The organism is Enterocloster clostridioformis, assembly GCF_020297485.1.
GTDB classification, from domain to species: domain Bacteria; phylum Bacillota; class Clostridia; order Lachnospirales; family Lachnospiraceae; genus Enterocloster; species Enterocloster clostridioformis.
In genome coordinates this window covers 1,552,663-1,569,346 of the sequence record NZ_JAIWZC010000001.1, presented here as the reverse complement: position 1 = coordinate 1,569,346, position 16,684 = coordinate 1,552,663, and the positions used below count along the sequence as shown (strand labels likewise).

The window sequence follows — 16,684 nt, the reverse complement described above, 5'->3', positions numbered from 1 at the left end:
GAGGTAAATGCGTATGGCGGGAAAGGTGCAGACGGCAGCCGGACCCTCTGGCCAGATGAGACGGCCGGCCGGGAACGGGGACCGGGTGGAGCAGCAGATGCCAAAGAAAAAGAAGAAGGCAAAGCGTTTTTATGATTACAGCCTTTTGTTCTGCATCATTTTCCTGACAGCCTTCGGGCTGGTAATGATTTACAGCGCCAGTTCCTATTCAGCGCAGCTGAGTAAGGCATATAACGGAAACGGTGCATATTTCATGCAGAGGCAGGCGGGAATCGCGGCGGTGGGACTGGTGGCCATGCTCATCATTTCCAAGATAGATTATCATATATTTGCCAGGTTCTCCGTGTTTGCCTATCTCATGTCATACATACTTATGATTGCGGTGAGCCTGTTTGGCCGTGAGGTCAACGGCAAGAAACGCTGGCTGGGAGTGGGGCCATTAAGCTTCCAGCCCACGGAGTTTGTCAAGATAGCCCTGATCGTGCTTCTGGCTGCGGTGATTACCACCATGGGAATGAAGATTAATAAATGGAAAAATATGGGATATATAGTGGCTCTGACCCTGCCCATAGCAGGCCTGGTAGCCATGAACAACTTAAGCTCCGGCATCATTGTCTGCGGGATCGCTTTTGTCATGCTGTTCGTGTCCTGTAAGGTGAAATGGCCTTTTTTCTCCATCGGTGCCCTGGGACTCACCACTTTGGCCTTTGCCGGGCCCATTGGCAAATTTCTGACCACGGTGGGACTTCTGCAGCCGTATCAGTACCGGCGAATCGAGGCGTGGCTCAATCCGGAATCCGACCCTACGGACAAGGGATTCCAGGTTCTCCAGGGACTCTATGCCATTGGATCCGGCGGACTGGTGGGCCAGGGGCTGGGGGAGAGCATACAGAAGCTGGGCTTTTTGCCGGAGTCCCAGAACGATATGATATTTGCCATTATATGCGAGGAGCTGGGGCTGTTTGGGGCTGTGTCCATTATCCTCATATTCCTGTTCATGATCTACAGGTTTATGATTATAGCCAATAATGCCCCTGATTTGTTCGGGGCCCTGCTGGTGGTGGGCGTCATGGGACACATTGCCATTCAGGTTATCCTGAATATAGCGGTGGTGACCAACACCATTCCCAATACGGGAATCACCCTTCCATTTATCAGTTACGGGGGAACGTCGGTGCTGTTCCTTTTGATGGAAATGGGAATCGTCCTGAGCGTGTCCAACCAGATAAAACTTGAAAAGTAACAGCAAGAATACCGCACAAGCGGGCACGTCCCGGCATATGCTTTAAGTAGAAGGTGTTTTCTACGGAAGGCATAGATACCAGGAGGTGCCCCATTGTCTGTCATTCAGGTTTGTGGTCTTACTCCCTTAAAGGGAGAGATATCCATACAAGGTTCTAAAAACGCCGTACTGCCCATGATGGCTGCGGCTTTACTTCACAGAGGGGTTACGGTGCTGACCAATGTCCCGGTCATACGGGATGTGACCTGTATGCTGGACATACTGGAAAGCCTGGGCTGCCGGTGCTGCCGCAAGGGGGACTGCCTTGTGATGGATGCCCGCGGCGTCACGGGGACATCCATCCCCGAAGAGTACGTCACTGCCATGCGTTCCTCCATCGTGGTGCTGAGCGCCCTGTTAGGACGTATGGGAGAGGGCAGCAGCTGTTATCCGGGCGGATGTCTCATAGGGGCCAGGCCCATTGACCTGCATCTGATGGCGCTGAGGGCCCTGGGAGCCGATATCAGGGAACGGGACGGGACCATAGAGGCCAGCTGCAGGAGGAAAGGCGGCCTTAAGGGCGCGGAAATCCACCTGTCCTATCCAAGCGTGGGGGCCACGGAACAGGCCATACTGGCTTCTGTCCTGGCAGAGGGGGTGACCATCATCCGCCAGGCTGCCAGGGAACCGGAAATCAGCCAGCTGTGCCGCTTCCTCAATAATATGGGGGCTGTTATCTGCGGCATGGGAACAGACCATCTGATGGTGCAGGGAGTGGCCGGGCTTCATGACAGCAGCTTCCGGGTGGAGGGAGACAGGATTGTGGCCGGCACCTATGGAGCCGCCGCAGTGGCGGCTGGAGGAGAGGTCCTTTTACGGGGCATTTGCCCGTCTGATCTTAAGGTGCCTTTGGAGGAATTTCAAAAGGCCGGCGCAGCGGTGGATGCTGATGAAGAAAACTGCCAGATTCGGATATGTATGAGGAAACGTCCCCTTCCCCTTCTTATTAAAACAGAGCCATATCCCGGATTTCCCACGGATTTGCAGTCGCCCTTTATGGCATTTCTGGCCACTGCCCTGGGAACCAGTTATATAGAGGAGCAGGTCTTTGAGGGAAGATTTGCAACGGCAAAAATCCTGGAGCAGATGGGTGCTGTCATACGCACGGAGAACCAGAGAGCCGTGATTGAGGGGCATTATCCCCTGAAGGGAGCTGCCGTCAATGCCTGTGACTTAAGAGGCGGGGCAGCCCTGATGGTGGCGGCCCTGGCTGCGGAGGGGGACACATTCATCGGGGAATGCCATCACATTGAGCGGGGGTACGAGGACATATGCAGGGATATGGCAGCTTTGGGCGCCCATATCCGCTGGGTGGAGAATGATTTTACCAGGTGAGGTACTGTATGAGAAATTATGGTAGTAAACATCACATAGGGGCAGGTATTGCCGTGGCAGTGGTGCTGCTTCTGGCAATCCTGCTTTTGTCTGTACAGATTCAGAATGTGACGGTGACTGGAAGCGACAGGTATTCCGCCAAACAGGTGGAAGACCTTCTGTTCACCGGCAGGTGGGGGAAAAATTCGGCCCACGCTTATTTTTCGGACAGGTTCCGCCCCCACATCCAGATTCCTTTTGTGGAGGATTATAAAATTGTATTCCACAATCCGTTTAACGTGGAGGTGATCATATATGAGAAGAGTATTGTGGGATACGTGTCCTACATGAGCAGCTTCATGTATTTTGACAAGGACGGCATTGTGGTGGAAAGTTCGGGAAGCCAGCTGCCCGGCGTTCCGTGGATTACAGGCATGGAATTCGGCAGAATTATACTGCACCGCCCCCTTCCGGTGGATGATAAGAACATTTTTGAGGAGATACTGAACCTGACACAGCAGCTGTCAGTCTATGATATTGCCGTGGACCGCATCCAGTATGATTCCCACGGACAGGCCACCCTGTTCATCGGAAAGATGGAGGTTACCATGGGAGATCACACGGATATTGACGGAAAGATATCCACGCTCAACGATATCCTCAAGGCCCAGCCCCAGCTTACCCAAATCAGCGGGACCATGAAACTGGACAACTATTCGGAGTCCAACAGCGGGGCGGGGATTACATTTAAAAAGAAGTGATTTGCTATTAATTAAGGAAGAAAGTCAAAAAATAAGCTCTTTCCGGTTAACGTTTTCCTTTCTTAGGCATTTATTTATGTCTTAGAAAATAGTGGCATGAATCAGGTGTTGTAAAGTAAGCCGGAATTTGGTACAATGTCCATGAATGTTTCTAAAAATATTAGGAAATGTAAAAAAAGGTGTTGATATTTTTTGTGAAATCAAATATAGTATTAGTTAGACCAGAAATCGATGAGAAATTGATATTGATGATAGAATGAAAGCATGGCTTGAAATGGTAGTAAGGGAATAAAAGGAGGATATGGATCTTGTTAGAGATTAAGATAAATGAGTCAGAGAATGCCGCCAGGATTATAGTCGTAGGCGTGGGCGGCGCAGGAAACAATGCAGTTAACCGCATGATTGACGAAAACATTGCAGGGGTGGAGTTTATTGGCATTAACACTGATAAACAGGCCCTTCAGTTTTGTAAAGCCCCCACTGCCATGCAGATTGGAGAGAAGCTGACCAAGGGACTGGGAGCAGGCGCCAGGCCTGAGGTGGGAGAGAAGGCTGCTGAGGAGAGTTCAGAAGAGATTTCACAGGCATTAAAGGGCGCTGATATGGTGTTCGTTACCTGCGGTATGGGCGGCGGAACCGGAACCGGAGCAGCTCCTGTGGTTGCTAAGATTGCAAAGGATATGGGGATTCTTACCGTAGGCGTGGTGACAAAGCCCTTCCGTTTTGAGGCCAAGACACGTATGAGCAATGCCCTGTCCGGTATCGAGCAGCTGAAGAACAGTGTGGATACCCTGATTGTGATTCCCAATGACAGGCTTCTTGAGATTGTGGACAGGCGTACCACCATGCCGGATGCCCTTAAGAAAGCCGATGAGGTGCTTCAGCAGGCGGTTCAGGGTATTACGGATTTGATTAATGTTCCAGGTCTGATTAACCTGGATTTTGCTGATGTCCAGACTGTCATGATTGACAAGGGCATCGCGCATATCGGTATCGGCAAGGCCAAGGGCGACGATAAGGCCATTGAGGCGGTTAAGCAGGCAGTATCCAGTCCTCTGTTAGAAACTACCATTGAAGGCGCAAGCCATGTCATCATCAATATTTCCGGCGATATCAGCCTGATCGAGGCCAATGAGGCTGCCAGCTATGTTCAGGAGCTGGCCGGCGATGAAGCAAATATTATTTTTGGCGCCATGTTTGATGAGAACGCTCAGGATGAGGCCACCATCACTGTCATTGCCACTGGTTTGGACGAGCATGGAGCCAATGCTTCCGTGGCAAAGGCCATGACCGGCTTTACCAGTTTTAAGACAAAGGTACCGGCAGCAGGAGCTCCGGCCGGACAGCAGGCACATGCGGCAGCACCTGAGGCAGCGGCAACCGCGTCCGCGCCTTACACCAGCAGACCGGCATCCCAGGGATATACGACCCACGGCTATAATCCGGCCGGAGGCGGCCAGGGATACGCGGCGCCTAAGTATAACCCCAACCAGGGATATGCCGGCGGCAGTCAGAATTCCAACCCGAATTCCGCGACTGCGCCAAGCCAGCCTTTCAGACCGGCCACTAATAAGGAGATGCAGATCAACATTCCGGATTTCCTGAAGAATAAAAGATAGGCTTTAACCATATTTGGATATTTGTTCCGGCTGTCGTGAGACAGCCGGTTTTTTCGGTTATAGGCAGGTTGGCACCAATAAAAAAGAATGCCGGGACGATATCTGTTAAAGTACGTTCCAACATTCATTATAGATTCATTTCTTAGCTATTCTCCGCTCTTTTCCTGTAAATCCAGCAGCAGGGCCACCAAATCATCCACTGTCTTTTTTGAACGTTCGCTGAGCTTCCCATAGGAGGCCATAAACTCATGACAAGTCTCCTGGCCTGCCTGACATGTGTCACGGACGGGCTCTGTCTCCAGAAGAAAGCTGCCTGTGGTGTTCAGAATCCGGGCCAGCTGCTTCAGCTTCGCCACATCCGGCTGGCGTTTGCCTGTTTCGTATCCGCAGTAGGTGCTGGCTGTAAGGCCTAAGGCGTCCGCAACCTGCTGCTGCGTGTATCCCATTGTATTTCTGGCTATTTTCAGTTGTTCGGAAAATCCCATTATCACACCTCATTTCAGGGCCTATTTTTGGTTGGCGAATTGCCAATTTTTTGATAAAATTCATTGACACAGTGGCAATTCGCTGATATTATAATTATATGTTTGCGATTCGACAATATAGATAACAATACGCCAAAGACAGGCAGCCTACTGCCGCTTGCCCAGACGCAGTTTCAGCGATTTGACTGTGTCCAGAAGAAACAGCTGCTCATCCTCCGACAGCTCCTTGGCTATGTCACAGAGCTCTTTCAGCAGCTTTGCGCTTTGGAAGGCCTGATTTCCGGCTTCCATGTCTCCTGTGCCGTCGGTGAGCCATTCTTTATTAATTTTCAGTACCTGGCAGACTGCATTGATGACAATGGCCTGCGGTTCTGTCTTGTTTTTTTCCAGGTTGAAGATGACTCCTCTGGATACGCCGATGGTCTGGGCAAGGGAATCCTGGGTATATCCCTTTTGTTTCCGCGCATAGTTGAGTCGTTCTCCCAATGTATTCATTTTATCACCCCCGCAATCAGTATACAATGAGCAAAATTCATTGTCAATGATTTTTTGGCGGTGCGGGTACAGAAAAAATATAGCACGTTTCATTGACAGTGAATTCCTTATCTGCTATAATTCATTAATAGAGCAAAAAGAAAGGAGGGATAACATTGACAATGCAAAAGGAAGAAGAACGGCAAAATAGGGTATTAAAGGAAATCATTGACAACGCAAAGGAGCTTCCGGTGGAAAGCCAGAACCTGCTGCTTATACTTGCCAGGGGAATGGTGTTTACGCGAAACTGTATGATGCGGCAGAATGCCGCGGACCAGCCGCGCATGCCGCCGGACAAGCATTCTGCATGAATTATAAAACTATATAATGAAAAAGGAGAGATAAACGTATGAAAAAAAGACTTATATCACTGTTTCTGGCACTGACCATGACATGGGGGCTTACGGCCTGCTCAGGCGGTTCTTCCGCCCCGGCTACATCGGCTGCCCCGGCCTCGGACCAGGGGGAGGCAGAGGATTCCAGGACGGAAAACAAAGACACGGATGCCGGCAGGGGCGCGCAGGACCAGGGCGCGCAGGCGGGCAAGGCCGCCTATACGCTGAATATCGGATCTGCCATGAGCTCCACCAACCCCTCCAGTGTTGCCCTCCAGAGCTTTAAGAAGGCGGTGGAGGAGAGGACCGGAGGCGATCTGGCTGTAAACATCTACACGGACTCTGCCCTGGGCGGCGAGGCCGACCTTTTGGAACAGGTCACGTCCGGTACGGTAGAGGGAATGATGCAGATGGGCGCAGCCAACTGGGAGCCCTATAATTCGGAGGTGAACGTGGCCCTTCTGCCGTTCCTGTTCACATCCCTGGACAATGCCAGGGATGCCTGGGCCGGTGAGTTCGGACAGCAGTTCTGCGAAAAGCTCCTGGAGCCAACAGGCGTGACCATCCTGTCTGTATGGGAATCCGGTTACCGCCACATGACCAACAACACCAGGCCTATCCTGGCTCCCGGAGATATTGCGGGCATCAAGTTCCGCACCAATGAAAACAGCATGAAGGTCAAGATGTATGAGGCCGTGGGAGGCTCGGCTGTCATCATGGCATTTTCCGATGTGTATACAGGCCTTCAGAACAAGACCATTGACGGCCAGGAGAATCCTCTGGCAAACATCTACACCTCATCCCTCCAGGATGTGCAGACTTATCTGTCCCTGACCGGCCATATGTATGATGCTGCTCCTCTGGCAGTCAACACAGCATGGTTTGAAACCCTTCCGGAAGAATACCAGATCATACTGTTTGAAGAGGCTGACCATGCAAGGGAAGCGGACCTGCGGGAAAATGATGAGTCCAAATACCTGGAATTACTAAAAGAGGCAGGTATGGAAATCAATGAGGTGGATAAGGATGCGTTCCAGGAGGCCATGTCGGGCATCTGGGAGGAGTTTGCTTCCCAGTACAAGGACGGACAGTATTGGATAGACCTTGCCACTTCCTTTAATAAATAGATATCTGCGGTACCGGGGTATGGACCCGTCCATGCCCTGGATCCGCCATAGAATCGTTTGCCGCAGAATAATATGAAAAAGGAGGGTAAGAAATGGTTCTGAAAATAACGGACAAGGTAAAATTCCTTCTGCGCATCTTAAGCTGTATCACGGTGTGTACCCTGACCATCATCATAGGAATACAGGTGGTGAACCGGTATGTGTTTGGTACATCCTTTACATGGGTGGAGGAGCTGGCCGGCATGGCTATGATCTACATTACATATTTCGGCGCAGCCATGGCCACCGTCAATAACAGCAACACGCGAATCGACTTCTTTATCCGCAAGCTTCCCGGACCTGTGTACCGCGGTTTTGAAATCCTGGATGACTGTATCTGCGTTGCGTTTCTCCTGGTAATCTGCCGCTATGCTGTAAAACTGGTGGGCACCAATCTCCACGCCCTTTCCGCGGCCATGAAGATACCGCTTGCCGTCAACTATGTAGGTGTACTGAGCGGATGTGTGCTGATGATTGTTTTTTATTTGCTGCGTCTCTGGATTGATGTGGAGAAGTTCCGGGGAAGAAACATGGATTATGTGGAGGAGGAGCTGAGCCGATAATGAATACTGGATTGATTGTTTTGTTTGTTGTGTTGGGAATCTGTCTGCTGATTGGATTGCCCGTGGCTTTTTCCATCGGAATCAGTTGTATGGCACTGCTGACCGTCAATGGTTACCCGCCTCTGGACATTGTTGTCCAGCGCATGGCCAGCGGCGCCAAATCCTTTAATATGATGGCAATGCCCATGTTTATCTTTGCCGGTTCCCTGATGGTATACGGCAGTACGCCCCGCCTTATGAAATTTGCCAACATGATGCTGCGGAAAATGCCGGGCGGACTGGGGGCCACGGCGCTTGCGGCCTGCGGATTCTTCGGCGCTGTCTCAGGGTCCGGCGTGGCAAGCGCCGCGGCTATCGGCAAGATCATAGGTCCTGAGATGCTGGAGCAGAAATATCCAAGGGGGCTGACCGTGGGACTGATTGCGGCCGGAGGAACCATGGCCTGCATCATTCCGCCAAGCATTGTAATGGTGGTTTATGCGTCCTCCTCCGGGGCGTCGGTGGGAGATATGTTCCTGGCCGGTTTTGTGCCGGGATTTATCTGTATCATTGCCCTTATCGGACTCAATACCTTTTTCGCCGTCAAAAGGGGAAACAAGGAGAGTGTTGAGAAAACAGATTATACGGCAAAGGAGAGGCTCAAGATTACAGGTGATGCCCTGCTTCCTCTTTTAATGCCTATTTTCGTGCTGGGAGGTGTATTTTCAGGTATCTGCACCGCCACAGAGGCATCGGTGGTGGCTGTAATCTATTCCTTCATTCTGGCAGTGTTCGTGTACCGGGAGCTGACGCTGCGGGAGTTCTATAAGGTGGCGGCGGAAAGCGTTGTCACCACAGGCGTCATCATGCTGATTATCTCGGTTGCCACGCCTTTCGGATGGATTATGTCCATACAGAATGTGCCTGCCCTGTTTGCCAACTGGCTGCTGTCCATTACATCCAGCAAGTTTTTAATCATGGCATTCATATTCCTGCTTCTTTTGCTGTTGGGGACCTTTATGGAGACCATGTGCATCATCATTCTGGTGACGCCCATTCTTCTGCCCATCGCCCAGACACTTGGAATGGGAGTGGTCCACTATGGGGTTTCCATGCTGATGGCACTGATGGTAGGCTCCCTGACCCCGCCTCTTTCTGTGAACCTGTTTACGGCCTGCCGGGTGCTGAATGTAAAGTATGACGAGGCGTTTCCGGATACCCTGTGGGTCATTCTGACAGTGACGGCCTGCGCCCTTCTCACCTTTGCGGTGCCGGAAATCACGGAGCTTCTGCCGGCTGTCTTAAAGTAAGGAGAACCATATGGATATGGATAAAAAGGACATGCTGGAACGCGTGGCAAAAGCTGCCCGCAGGGCGTACATGAAAGGATTTGCCGCAGGAAGCGGCGGCAATGTGAGCATACGGATTCAGGGACAGGTGTATATATCTCCAAGTGGAAGCTGCCTGGGGGACCTGACGGCGGAGGACATGATTATGCTTGAGGCGGATGGTTTTGTGCCGCCCGCAGGCGGGCCGGATTACGGGGGCCGGCGGCCGTCCAAGGAGGCCGGGATGCATCTGGCGTGCTACAGGAGCCGTCCCGACATACTGTGTCTGTTTCATCTGCATTCCCCCTATTCCATTGCCGTGGCCTGCCGCAGGCAGGAGGACAGAGGTCCGGCCATGGGGATGCCTGCCTACACTCCGGGATACGCCATGCGTGTGGGAAGGATTCCCGTGGTTCCCTATTACCGTCCGGGAAGCAGGGAACTGGCTGAGGCTGTCTCCGGGGTGATATGCAGGCGGGACAGCCTTCTGCTGGCAAATCACGGCATGGTGGCTGCGGGCAAAAGCCCGGAGGCAGTGCTGGCCGCCGCGGAGGAGATCGAGGAGAATGCGCATCTTGCCATACTTTTGGGGGAACAGGGAATTCCCCTTGACGAAGAGCAGACAGAGGCACTGTTTCAGGCCGGAGGAAAGGTATGAGGGATAAGGACCTATTATTAGGGATAGACATTGGCACCACCGGAACAAAATGCTCGGTATATGATTTTCGCGGGATACGGGTGGCTTCTGCCTACCGGGAATATCCCATGATCCATCCGCGGCCGGGATGGACCGAACAGGACCCTTCCCGGTGGTGGGATACGGTGTGCTGTAACCTGCAGACCATATTTAAAAGCCAGAACATAGATAAAAACAGGATTGCGGCGGTGGGAACCAGCAGCACCAACGCAGTGGTCCTGGTGGACCGGCAGGGACAGCCTGTGTGCAATGCCATCAGTCTCCACGACCAGAGAAGCGGTCACCAGGTGGAATGGCTGAAGGAGAATATCGGGGAGGAGCGTATCCGCGGTGTGGCAGCAAACCGCATTGCCAACGGCTCCTTCTGCCTTCCGGCCCTGCGGTGGCTGGTCGAGAACCAGGCGGATTTGATTAAGGGCGCGTATAAACTGATGGTGCCCTGCGGCTATGTGATTCAAAAGCTGACAGGGGAGTTTACCATGAACCGGCCGCGCATGAGCCTGACTCTTATGGGGAATATCCGCACCGGCCAATGGGATACGGAGATCGCAAAACAGTCAGGACTGCCGCCCAGGCTGCTGCCGAGGCCCTGCGGCTCCACTGAAATCGTGGGAACGGTGACGGAATGGGCGGCCTTGATGACAGGCCTGGCGGCAGGAACGCCGGTTACAGGCGGAACCATTGACACGGTAGCGGCCACCATAGGGGCAGGCGCCGTGGCGGAGGGAGATTTCTCCCTGACCATAGGAAGCAGCGGAAGGCTGTGCAGCATTGGGGCGCGGCCTATGGAGGACCCCAGGCTGCTGAACATATGCGGAGCTTATGACGGACAGTATATCATTGTCCAGTCCACCAACAATGCCTGTGTGTCCCTGCGCTGGTTCAGGGATACATTCGGAAGAGAGGCTGCCCGGGAAGCACGGGCAGCCGGGTGCGGTATATACCCATATCTGGATCGCCTGGCGGCCGCTGCCCCGGCAGGGGCGGGAGGCCTCATATGGCTTCCCTATCTGGCAGGGGAGCAGAGCCCTGTCTGGGATACACAGGCCAGAGGCGTGTTCTATGGAGCAGGGCTGGAGACGGATTACCCGTCATTCATAAGGGCTGTCCTGGAGGGGGTGGCATTTTCACAGCGCCACTGCCTGGAGGTGGTCCTGGACCGGGCTGCCAGGCCGGATATCATACCCCTTGGAGGCGGCGCGGCCAACAGCCCTCTGTGGTGCCGGATATTTGCCGATGTGCTGGGGGTGCCTGTGGCCCGGCTCCGGTCCAATGAGACAGAGACCCTGGGAGATATCATCATCGCTGCCCAGGCAATGGGAATCCAGGAGATTGCGCCGGACTTTGGAAAGGTGCTGGCGGCGGAGGGCGAGGTGTTTTGGCCCGATGATGTCCGGGCTTCTGTATATGACAGACAGTACCGGGTTTACCGGGAACTGTACCAGGCGTTAAAGCCTGTATTTGCGGGAGGAGGAGAGTGATGAAATTATGTTATCAGGCGGCCACGCCCGACGTGGCCATAGCGGATTCGGTGACAGCATACCAGGGGCCTCTGGCAAAAACCTTTGGGGACCTGGGCGCCCTTGGATACGACGGGGTAGAGCTGATGACCCTGAATCCGGGAAAGCTGGACTGGGGGGAAGTGAAGGAAACAGCAGAGGAAAACAACCTGTCCGTGGTGCTGGTGTGCACAGGCGAGATTTTCGGACAGTTGGGCTTAAGCTATACCCATCCCAGCCGGTCCGTGCGCAGGGAGGCCGTGGAGAGGACAAGGGATATCATTGATTTTGCCGGTTACCTGGGGGCCAATGTAAATATAGGGAGGATACGGGGACAGTACTGCGGGGAACTGGACAGGGAGGAAACGAGCGGACTGGCTCAGAGTGCGTTTGCTGAGCTGGCTGACTATGCGGCCCCTAAAAAGGTGGACATTGCCCTGGAGACAGTGACCATCATGCAGACCAACTTCGTCAATACCCTGGCAGAGGGAGCGGCCATGGTGGACCGGGTGGGAAGACCCAATTTTCGGCTCATGATGGATATTTTCCACTTGAATCTGGAGGAAAAGGATTTGTATGAGGCCATCCGCGCATACAGCAGTTACAACATCCATGTGCATCTGGCTGACAATAACCGGCGTTATCCGGGACAATGCGGTCTGGATTTTGAGAAAATTCTGACGGTCTTTAAGGAGTGCGGTTATGACGGCAATTACTGCACCGAGATATTCCAGCTCCCGTCGATGGAGGAAGCCGCCAGGGAATCCATCCGGTATCTGAGACCCATTGCAGACAGGGTTTACGGCAGAAGCACACATTGCGGTCAAATAAGCCGGAGCAGGGATGACAGCGGCAAAAGCCGCAAGGAGGGGATACAGATATGAGAGAGGAACGAAAGGAAACACTTCAAAAGCTGTGCCTTGTATTCCGCAGCAAGCTGATTGATCTGCTGTACAGTATCCAGACAGGACATCCCGGGGGTTCCCTGTCCTGCACGGAGATATTGACAGCGCTTTACTATGAGCTGATGGATGTGGACCCCATGAATCCGGAAAAGGAGGACCGGGACCATCTGATTCTGTCAAAGGGTCATGGGGCTCCCATGCTTTATCTTGTACTGGCCCACAAAGGATTCTTTCCTCTGGCTGAATTGAAGAACCTGCGCCAAACGGGGAGTATGCTCCAGGGCCATCCCTGCGTGCATAAGACACCCGGGGTGGAGCTTTCCACCGGCCCGCTGGGCCTGGGATTGTCCGCGGGGCTGGGAATGGCGCTGGGAGCCAGGCTTAAGGGCTATGATTCCTATACATATGTAATTATGGGGGACGGGGAAATACAGGAAGGATGCATATGGGAGGCAGCCATGTCGGCGTCCAAATTCAAGGCGGACCATCTGATAGGCATTCTGGATAACAACGGGGTACAGTTGGACGGCACCCTGGAGGACATCATGCCCATGGGCGATATAAGGGCCAAATGGGAAGCGTTCGGATGGAATGTGATTCCCTGCGATGGCCATGATGTGGAGGATATATGCAGGGCCGTGGAGGAGGCCAAGATGACGGCGGACAAACCTTCCCTGATACTGGCAAAGACAGTAAAGGGAAAGGGCGTCTCTTTCATGGAGGGCAGGAATATCTGGCATGGAAAGGCCATTGGAGACCAGGACTACGCACAGGCAAAAGCTGAGCTGGGAGGTGAAAGGTAATGGGAGAAATGACAGCAGTCCGCGATGCCTACGGAGCAGCGCTGAAGGAATTAGGAGAACAGGATTTAAGGATCGTGGGACTGGAGGCTGATGTGGCTTCCTCCACGAAAGGCGGTATATTTGGGAATGCGTTTCCTGAGCGGTATTTTAATGTGGGAATCAGCGAGCTGAATATGGTGTCCATGGCAGCCGGACTTGCCAGAACCGGTTTCATTCCCTTTGTAAATACCTTTGCCGTGTTCCTGACCGCAAGGGGGGCGGACCCTATTCAGAGTCTCATTGCCTATGACAAGCTGAACGTAAAGCTGTGCGGCGCTTACTGCGGCCTGTCTGATTCCTATGACGGGGCCAGCCACCAGGCCATAACAGATATGGCATTTGTGAGATCCATCCCCAACATGACGGTCATTTCCACGGCAGACGGGCCGGAGACAAGAAAGGCTGTGTTTGCCATTGCAGAGCATCAGGGGCCGGTTTACCTGCGTCTGAGCCGCGCTCCGGCCCCTGTATTTTACGGGGACGATATGAGGTTTGAGATTGGGAAGGGCATCCGTGTCAGGGAGGGATCCGACGTGGCCATAATCACCACGGGAACCCTTCTGCACAATGCAATCCAGGCAGCCGCTATCCTGGAGGCAGAGGGCGTCCGGGCAGCGGTGGTGGACATGCATACGGTAAAGCCCATTGACCAAAATCTGATTCTGGAATGCGCAGAACAGACAGGAGCCATCGTGACAGTGGAGGAACACAGCATATACGGCGGCCTGGGCAGCGCGGTGGCAGAGGTGCTGGCAGAGCGCTGTCCGGTCCCCATGGAACGGGTCGGAGCAGTGGATTTTGCCGAGTCCGGGGATTACGGCCAACTGATGGAAAAGTACGGATACGGCCCGGAATCCATTGCGTTAAGATGCAGGGCCGTGATGGGGCGCAGGCAGGACAATGAGACGTGAACAGGAGGAATAAGAGAATGAAAGAACCAATCCAGAAATATTTCCAGGTGGGCACCATTCAGTGGATGACCCACCCGCCGGTCAGCTATCCGGTGTGTGCAGCCATGCCGCCCAAAAGGGCATGATGGTGGAGCTGGAGGTATTTGACTATGATATGGATAAGGCGGCGCTGATTGGGCCGGTGTCCCTGGCGGCCCGGTTTGCGGCTGATATGGGAATGACCCATCATAACTTTGGCCTGATGGCGGATCTGTCCCATTTTCCCACCACCTATGAGACATCCCGCCGCGTGGTGCGGACCCTGCGTCCCTATATCACACATTTCCACATAGGAAACGCAGTGGTTAAGGAGGGCTGCGAGGCCTACGGGGATCAGCATCCCAGATTCGGATTCCCGGAGAGCGCCAATGACACGGAGCAGCTGGCGGAATTCTTCCGGGTGCTGAAGGAGGAAGGCTTTTTTTATGAAAAAGAGCCTTATGTGCTGTCCCTGGAGGTCAAACCCTGGGGGGACGAGGACGGGGAAATCATACTGGCTAATACGAAGCGCGTGATTAACCGGGCATGGGCATTGGTGGAGGACTGATGATATGAAGATTGTTGTATTGGACGGATATACGGAAAATCCCGGGGATCTGAGCTGGAAGGGCCGGGGAAGCCGGGGTCGCGGTGTCCAACATTCCTTCCTACGGCACGGATGCAGTGGCCCAGTACGCCATTGCCCTGCTGCTGGAGCTGTGCCATCACGCGGGCTTCCATGCTGACTGTGTAAAGGCCGGAGAATGGACTCGCTGTAAAGACTGGTGTTTCTGGAAGTATCCTCTGACAGAGCTTGCGGGAAAGACCATGGGAATCATCGGATTCGGGCGCATCGGAAGGCGCACCGCTGTTATCGCAGAAGCTCTGGGCATGAAAGTGCTGGCCTATGACCGGTATCAGGATAAAGACCTGGAGACAGACAGCTGCCGGTACGTGGACCTGGAAGAGCTGCTGGCTTGTTCAGATGTGATCAGCCTTCACTGTCCGCTGTTCCCTGAAACAGAGAAAATTATCAATCGTCAAACCATTGCGAAGATGAAGAAAGGGGTCCTGATTATCAACACTTCCAGAGGGAAGCTGGTGGAGGAAGCCGATCTGAGGGAAGGGCTTGACAGCGGTAAGATAGGAGGCGCTGCCGTGGATGTGGTTTCGACAGAGCCCATACAGGAGGATAATCCTCTTTTAGGGGCGAAAAATATACTGATTACACCCCACATTGCCTGGGCGCCCAGGGAGTCCAGACAGAGACTGATGGATATTGCGGTGGAAAACCTGGTACAGTTTATGGCAGGCACGCCTCAGCATGTGGTGAATAAACCATGAGGCAGGCCATTTAAAAACAAGACAATCGAACAGAAACGGGGCAGCCGGAAAGCTGCCGTCATACCTGATACGGGTGTGGCGGCGGCTTTCCGGCTTTTTTGGAAAAAACGCCATATTCAGTATGGGACTCGAATTTTGTCGATAAATATTGTACCTGTTCACGGTTATTTCGACAACATCCGCGCTTTGAAACAGCTATAATGGCTTTCAGAAAGTTTGCTGGGGAGGTGAGGCCGGACTGAGTGGTTTATACAGTATACATAGATGTGGTATTCGCGGTCAATACCATTATGGACATGATGGTTCTGACCATCTTAAACAGGGTTTTATTATACAGGACCACAAAGCGGCGTATTCTGACCGGAGCCGTCATCGGCGGTATATGGTCCTGTGTGGTGAGCCTGGCACCCGGTATTCCGGCCGCAGTGGAGATATTGGGGACGTATGTTGCGGTGAGCAGCCTGATGGCCGTAGCCGCTTATCATTTGAAAAGCCCTAAAGAGGTAATTAAATCCGTGGCGGGCATTTACCTTGTATCCGTGGTTCTGGGAGGCGTGATGCTGGTGCTCTATGAGCACACCAGGGCAGGGTATTACGCGTGGCTTTTGGTGGAGGCCGGACATGGAAGAAGGATTCCCGCCGTTGTCTGGATTTTAATGATTGCAGGGGCAGCCGCGGCTTGCTATGGATTTTCAGGGGGGATTAAGGAATTAATCCGTACCATGGCCCACAGGAAGGATTTATGCAGGGTTACCATGATTTACGGCGAAAAGAAAGAGACAGTCACAGGGCTTATAGACACGGGCAACCGGCTGAGGGAGCCTGTGAGCAGCCAGCCGGTCCATGTGGCGGCAGCCGGTCTTATGAAGCAGCTGTGTCCGACGGTAAAGGGTGTGGTCTATGTGCCGTACCAGTCCGTGGGAACCACCAGCGGAATTCTGCCGGCCGTGTTCATTGACCGGATGGAGATAGAACAGGAGGGCGGCAGGTACAGCCTTGAGAAGCCTCTCATTGCCATTACGAAGCAGGAGCTTTCTCCCTCAGGGGAGTATCAAATCCTGATACAGAAAAGCGACTAAGGAACTTGAATAACACACAACGT

Annotated in this window: 16 protein-coding genes and 2 pseudogenes; 16 read left to right on the top strand and 2 right to left on the bottom strand. The window is 53.3% G+C overall.

Features of this window, described 5'->3' with window-relative positions; genetic code table 11:
* The first annotated feature begins 13 nt into the window (after positions 1-13).
* From LA360_RS07765 to ftsZ, 4 genes are all read left to right on the top strand, one after another.
* Entirely contained in the window at positions 14-1,243 is a 1,230-nt protein-coding gene (locus tag LA360_RS07765) for an FtsW/RodA/SpoVE family cell cycle protein (protein ID WP_002583916.1), read from the top strand.
* Positions 1,244-1,336: 93 nt separating this feature from the next.
* On the top strand, positions 1,337-2,617 hold the full coding sequence (gene murA / locus LA360_RS07760; protein ID WP_022203315.1) for a UDP-N-acetylglucosamine 1-carboxyvinyltransferase: 1,281 nt from the start codon (positions 1,337-1,339) through the stop codon (positions 2,615-2,617).
* A gap of 8 nt (positions 2,618-2,625) precedes the next feature.
* Positions 2,626-3,357 carry a cell division protein FtsQ/DivIB gene (locus LA360_RS07755; protein WP_022203314.1) on the top strand — a complete coding sequence of 244 codons (732 nt, stop codon included), beginning with the start codon at positions 2,626-2,628 and terminating at the stop codon, positions 3,355-3,357.
* Between the two features lie 308 nt (positions 3,358-3,665).
* Positions 3,666-4,976 carry a cell division protein FtsZ gene (gene ftsZ / locus LA360_RS07750; protein ID WP_022203313.1) on the top strand — a complete coding sequence of 437 codons (1,311 nt, stop codon included), beginning with the start codon at positions 3,666-3,668 and terminating at the stop codon, positions 4,974-4,976.
* Between the two features lie 146 nt (positions 4,977-5,122).
* Here the strand turns inward: ftsZ and LA360_RS07745 are convergent, their stop codons facing one another.
* Positions 5,123-5,461: a helix-turn-helix domain-containing protein gene (locus tag LA360_RS07745; RefSeq protein ID WP_002583912.1), complete on the bottom strand. Its 339-nt coding sequence runs from the start codon at positions 5,459-5,461 to the stop codon at positions 5,123-5,125.
* Between the two features lie 147 nt (positions 5,462-5,608).
* A complete protein-coding gene (locus tag LA360_RS07740) occupies positions 5,609-5,956 on the bottom strand; it encodes a helix-turn-helix domain-containing protein (RefSeq protein WP_089774586.1) in 348 nt (115 codons plus the stop codon).
* A 155-nt stretch (positions 5,957-6,111) separates the two neighbouring features.
* Here LA360_RS07740 and LA360_RS07735 point away from each other — a divergent pair, with 155 nt between their 5' ends.
* The 12 genes and pseudogenes from LA360_RS07735 to LA360_RS07680 all read left to right on the top strand — a co-directional run bounded on the left by LA360_RS07735 (position 6,112) and on the right by LA360_RS07680 (position 16,661).
* Positions 6,112-6,306 carry a hypothetical protein gene (locus tag LA360_RS07735; protein WP_002583910.1) on the top strand — a complete coding sequence of 65 codons (195 nt, stop codon included), beginning with the start codon at positions 6,112-6,114 and terminating at the stop codon, positions 6,304-6,306.
* Positions 6,307-6,344: 38 nt separating this feature from the next.
* Positions 6,345-7,457 (top strand): DctP family TRAP transporter solute-binding subunit, encoded by a 1,113-nt coding sequence (locus tag LA360_RS07730; protein WP_089774579.1) that lies wholly within the window; start codon positions 6,345-6,347, stop codon positions 7,455-7,457.
* A 92-nt stretch (positions 7,458-7,549) separates the two neighbouring features.
* Entirely contained in the window at positions 7,550-8,059 is a 510-nt protein-coding gene (locus tag LA360_RS07725) for a TRAP transporter small permease (protein WP_022203310.1), read from the top strand.
* The gene (locus tag LA360_RS07720; RefSeq protein ID WP_022203309.1) at positions 8,059-9,348 is read left to right on the top strand and encodes a TRAP transporter large permease; all 1,290 of its coding nucleotides are present in this window, start codon (positions 8,059-8,061) and stop codon (positions 9,346-9,348) included. Before LA360_RS07725 ends, LA360_RS07720 begins: the two co-directional genes overlap by 1 nt.
* A gap of 10 nt (positions 9,349-9,358) precedes the next feature.
* On the top strand, positions 9,359-10,024 hold the full coding sequence (locus LA360_RS07715; RefSeq protein ID WP_022203308.1) for a class II aldolase/adducin family protein: 666 nt from the start codon (positions 9,359-9,361) through the stop codon (positions 10,022-10,024).
* Positions 10,021-11,544: a xylulokinase gene (locus LA360_RS07710; protein ID WP_002583905.1), complete on the top strand. Its 1,524-nt coding sequence runs from the start codon at positions 10,021-10,023 to the stop codon at positions 11,542-11,544. The genes LA360_RS07715 and LA360_RS07710 overlap by 4 nt, the downstream gene beginning before the upstream one ends.
* Positions 11,544-12,446 (top strand): sugar phosphate isomerase/epimerase family protein, encoded by a 903-nt coding sequence (locus LA360_RS07705; RefSeq protein ID WP_022203307.1) that lies wholly within the window; start codon positions 11,544-11,546, stop codon positions 12,444-12,446. Before LA360_RS07710 ends, LA360_RS07705 begins: the two co-directional genes overlap by 1 nt.
* Positions 12,443-13,270, top strand: coding sequence for a transketolase (locus tag LA360_RS07700; RefSeq protein WP_022203306.1), 828 nt, complete (start codon positions 12,443-12,445; stop codon positions 13,268-13,270). Before LA360_RS07705 ends, LA360_RS07700 begins: the two co-directional genes overlap by 4 nt.
* Positions 13,270-14,220, top strand: coding sequence for a transketolase family protein (locus tag LA360_RS07695; protein WP_022203305.1), 951 nt, complete (start codon positions 13,270-13,272; stop codon positions 14,218-14,220). The genes LA360_RS07700 and LA360_RS07695 overlap by 1 nt, the downstream gene beginning before the upstream one ends.
* Positions 14,221-14,314: 94 nt before the next feature.
* Positions 14,315-14,806, top strand: a pseudogene (locus LA360_RS07690) (sugar phosphate isomerase/epimerase); the annotation flags it as partial.
* Positions 14,807-14,810: 4 nt separating this feature from the next.
* Positions 14,811-15,582 (top strand): annotated as a pseudogene (locus tag LA360_RS07685) (D-2-hydroxyacid dehydrogenase).
* 242 nt (positions 15,583-15,824) lie between these two features.
* The gene (locus LA360_RS07680) at positions 15,825-16,661 is read left to right on the top strand and encodes a sigma-E processing peptidase SpoIIGA (protein ID WP_057571590.1); all 837 of its coding nucleotides are present in this window, start codon (positions 15,825-15,827) and stop codon (positions 16,659-16,661) included.
* Positions 16,662-16,684: the final 23 nt, after the last annotated feature.

Bases quoted from the DNA above. Each gene is read 5' to 3' on its own strand.
- LA360_RS07765 (WP_002583916.1), top strand. From the start codon at position 14: ATGGCGGGAAAGGTGCAGACGGCAGCCGGACCCTCTGGCCAGATGAGA.
- LA360_RS07755 (WP_022203314.1), top strand. From the start codon at position 2,626: ATGAGAAATTATGGTAGTAAACATCACATAGGGGCAGGTATTGCCGTG.
- LA360_RS07745 (WP_002583912.1), bottom strand. From the start codon at position 5,461: ATGGGATTTTCCGAACAACTGAAAATAGCCAGAAATACAATGGGATAC.
- LA360_RS07740 (WP_089774586.1), bottom strand. From the start codon at position 5,956: ATGAATACATTGGGAGAACGACTCAACTATGCGCGGAAACAAAAGGGA.
- LA360_RS07730 (WP_089774579.1), top strand. From the start codon at position 6,345: ATGAAAAAAAGACTTATATCACTGTTTCTGGCACTGACCATGACATGG.
- LA360_RS07725 (WP_022203310.1), top strand. From the start codon at position 7,550: ATGGTTCTGAAAATAACGGACAAGGTAAAATTCCTTCTGCGCATCTTA.
- LA360_RS07720 (WP_022203309.1), top strand. From the start codon at position 8,059: ATGAATACTGGATTGATTGTTTTGTTTGTTGTGTTGGGAATCTGTCTG.
- LA360_RS07715 (WP_022203308.1), top strand. From the start codon at position 9,359: ATGGATATGGATAAAAAGGACATGCTGGAACGCGTGGCAAAAGCTGCC.
- LA360_RS07710 (WP_002583905.1), top strand. From the start codon at position 10,021: ATGAGGGATAAGGACCTATTATTAGGGATAGACATTGGCACCACCGGA.
- LA360_RS07705 (WP_022203307.1), top strand. From the start codon at position 11,544: ATGAAATTATGTTATCAGGCGGCCACGCCCGACGTGGCCATAGCGGAT.
- LA360_RS07700 (WP_022203306.1), top strand. From the start codon at position 12,443: ATGAGAGAGGAACGAAAGGAAACACTTCAAAAGCTGTGCCTTGTATTC.
- LA360_RS07695 (WP_022203305.1), top strand. From the start codon at position 13,270: ATGGGAGAAATGACAGCAGTCCGCGATGCCTACGGAGCAGCGCTGAAG.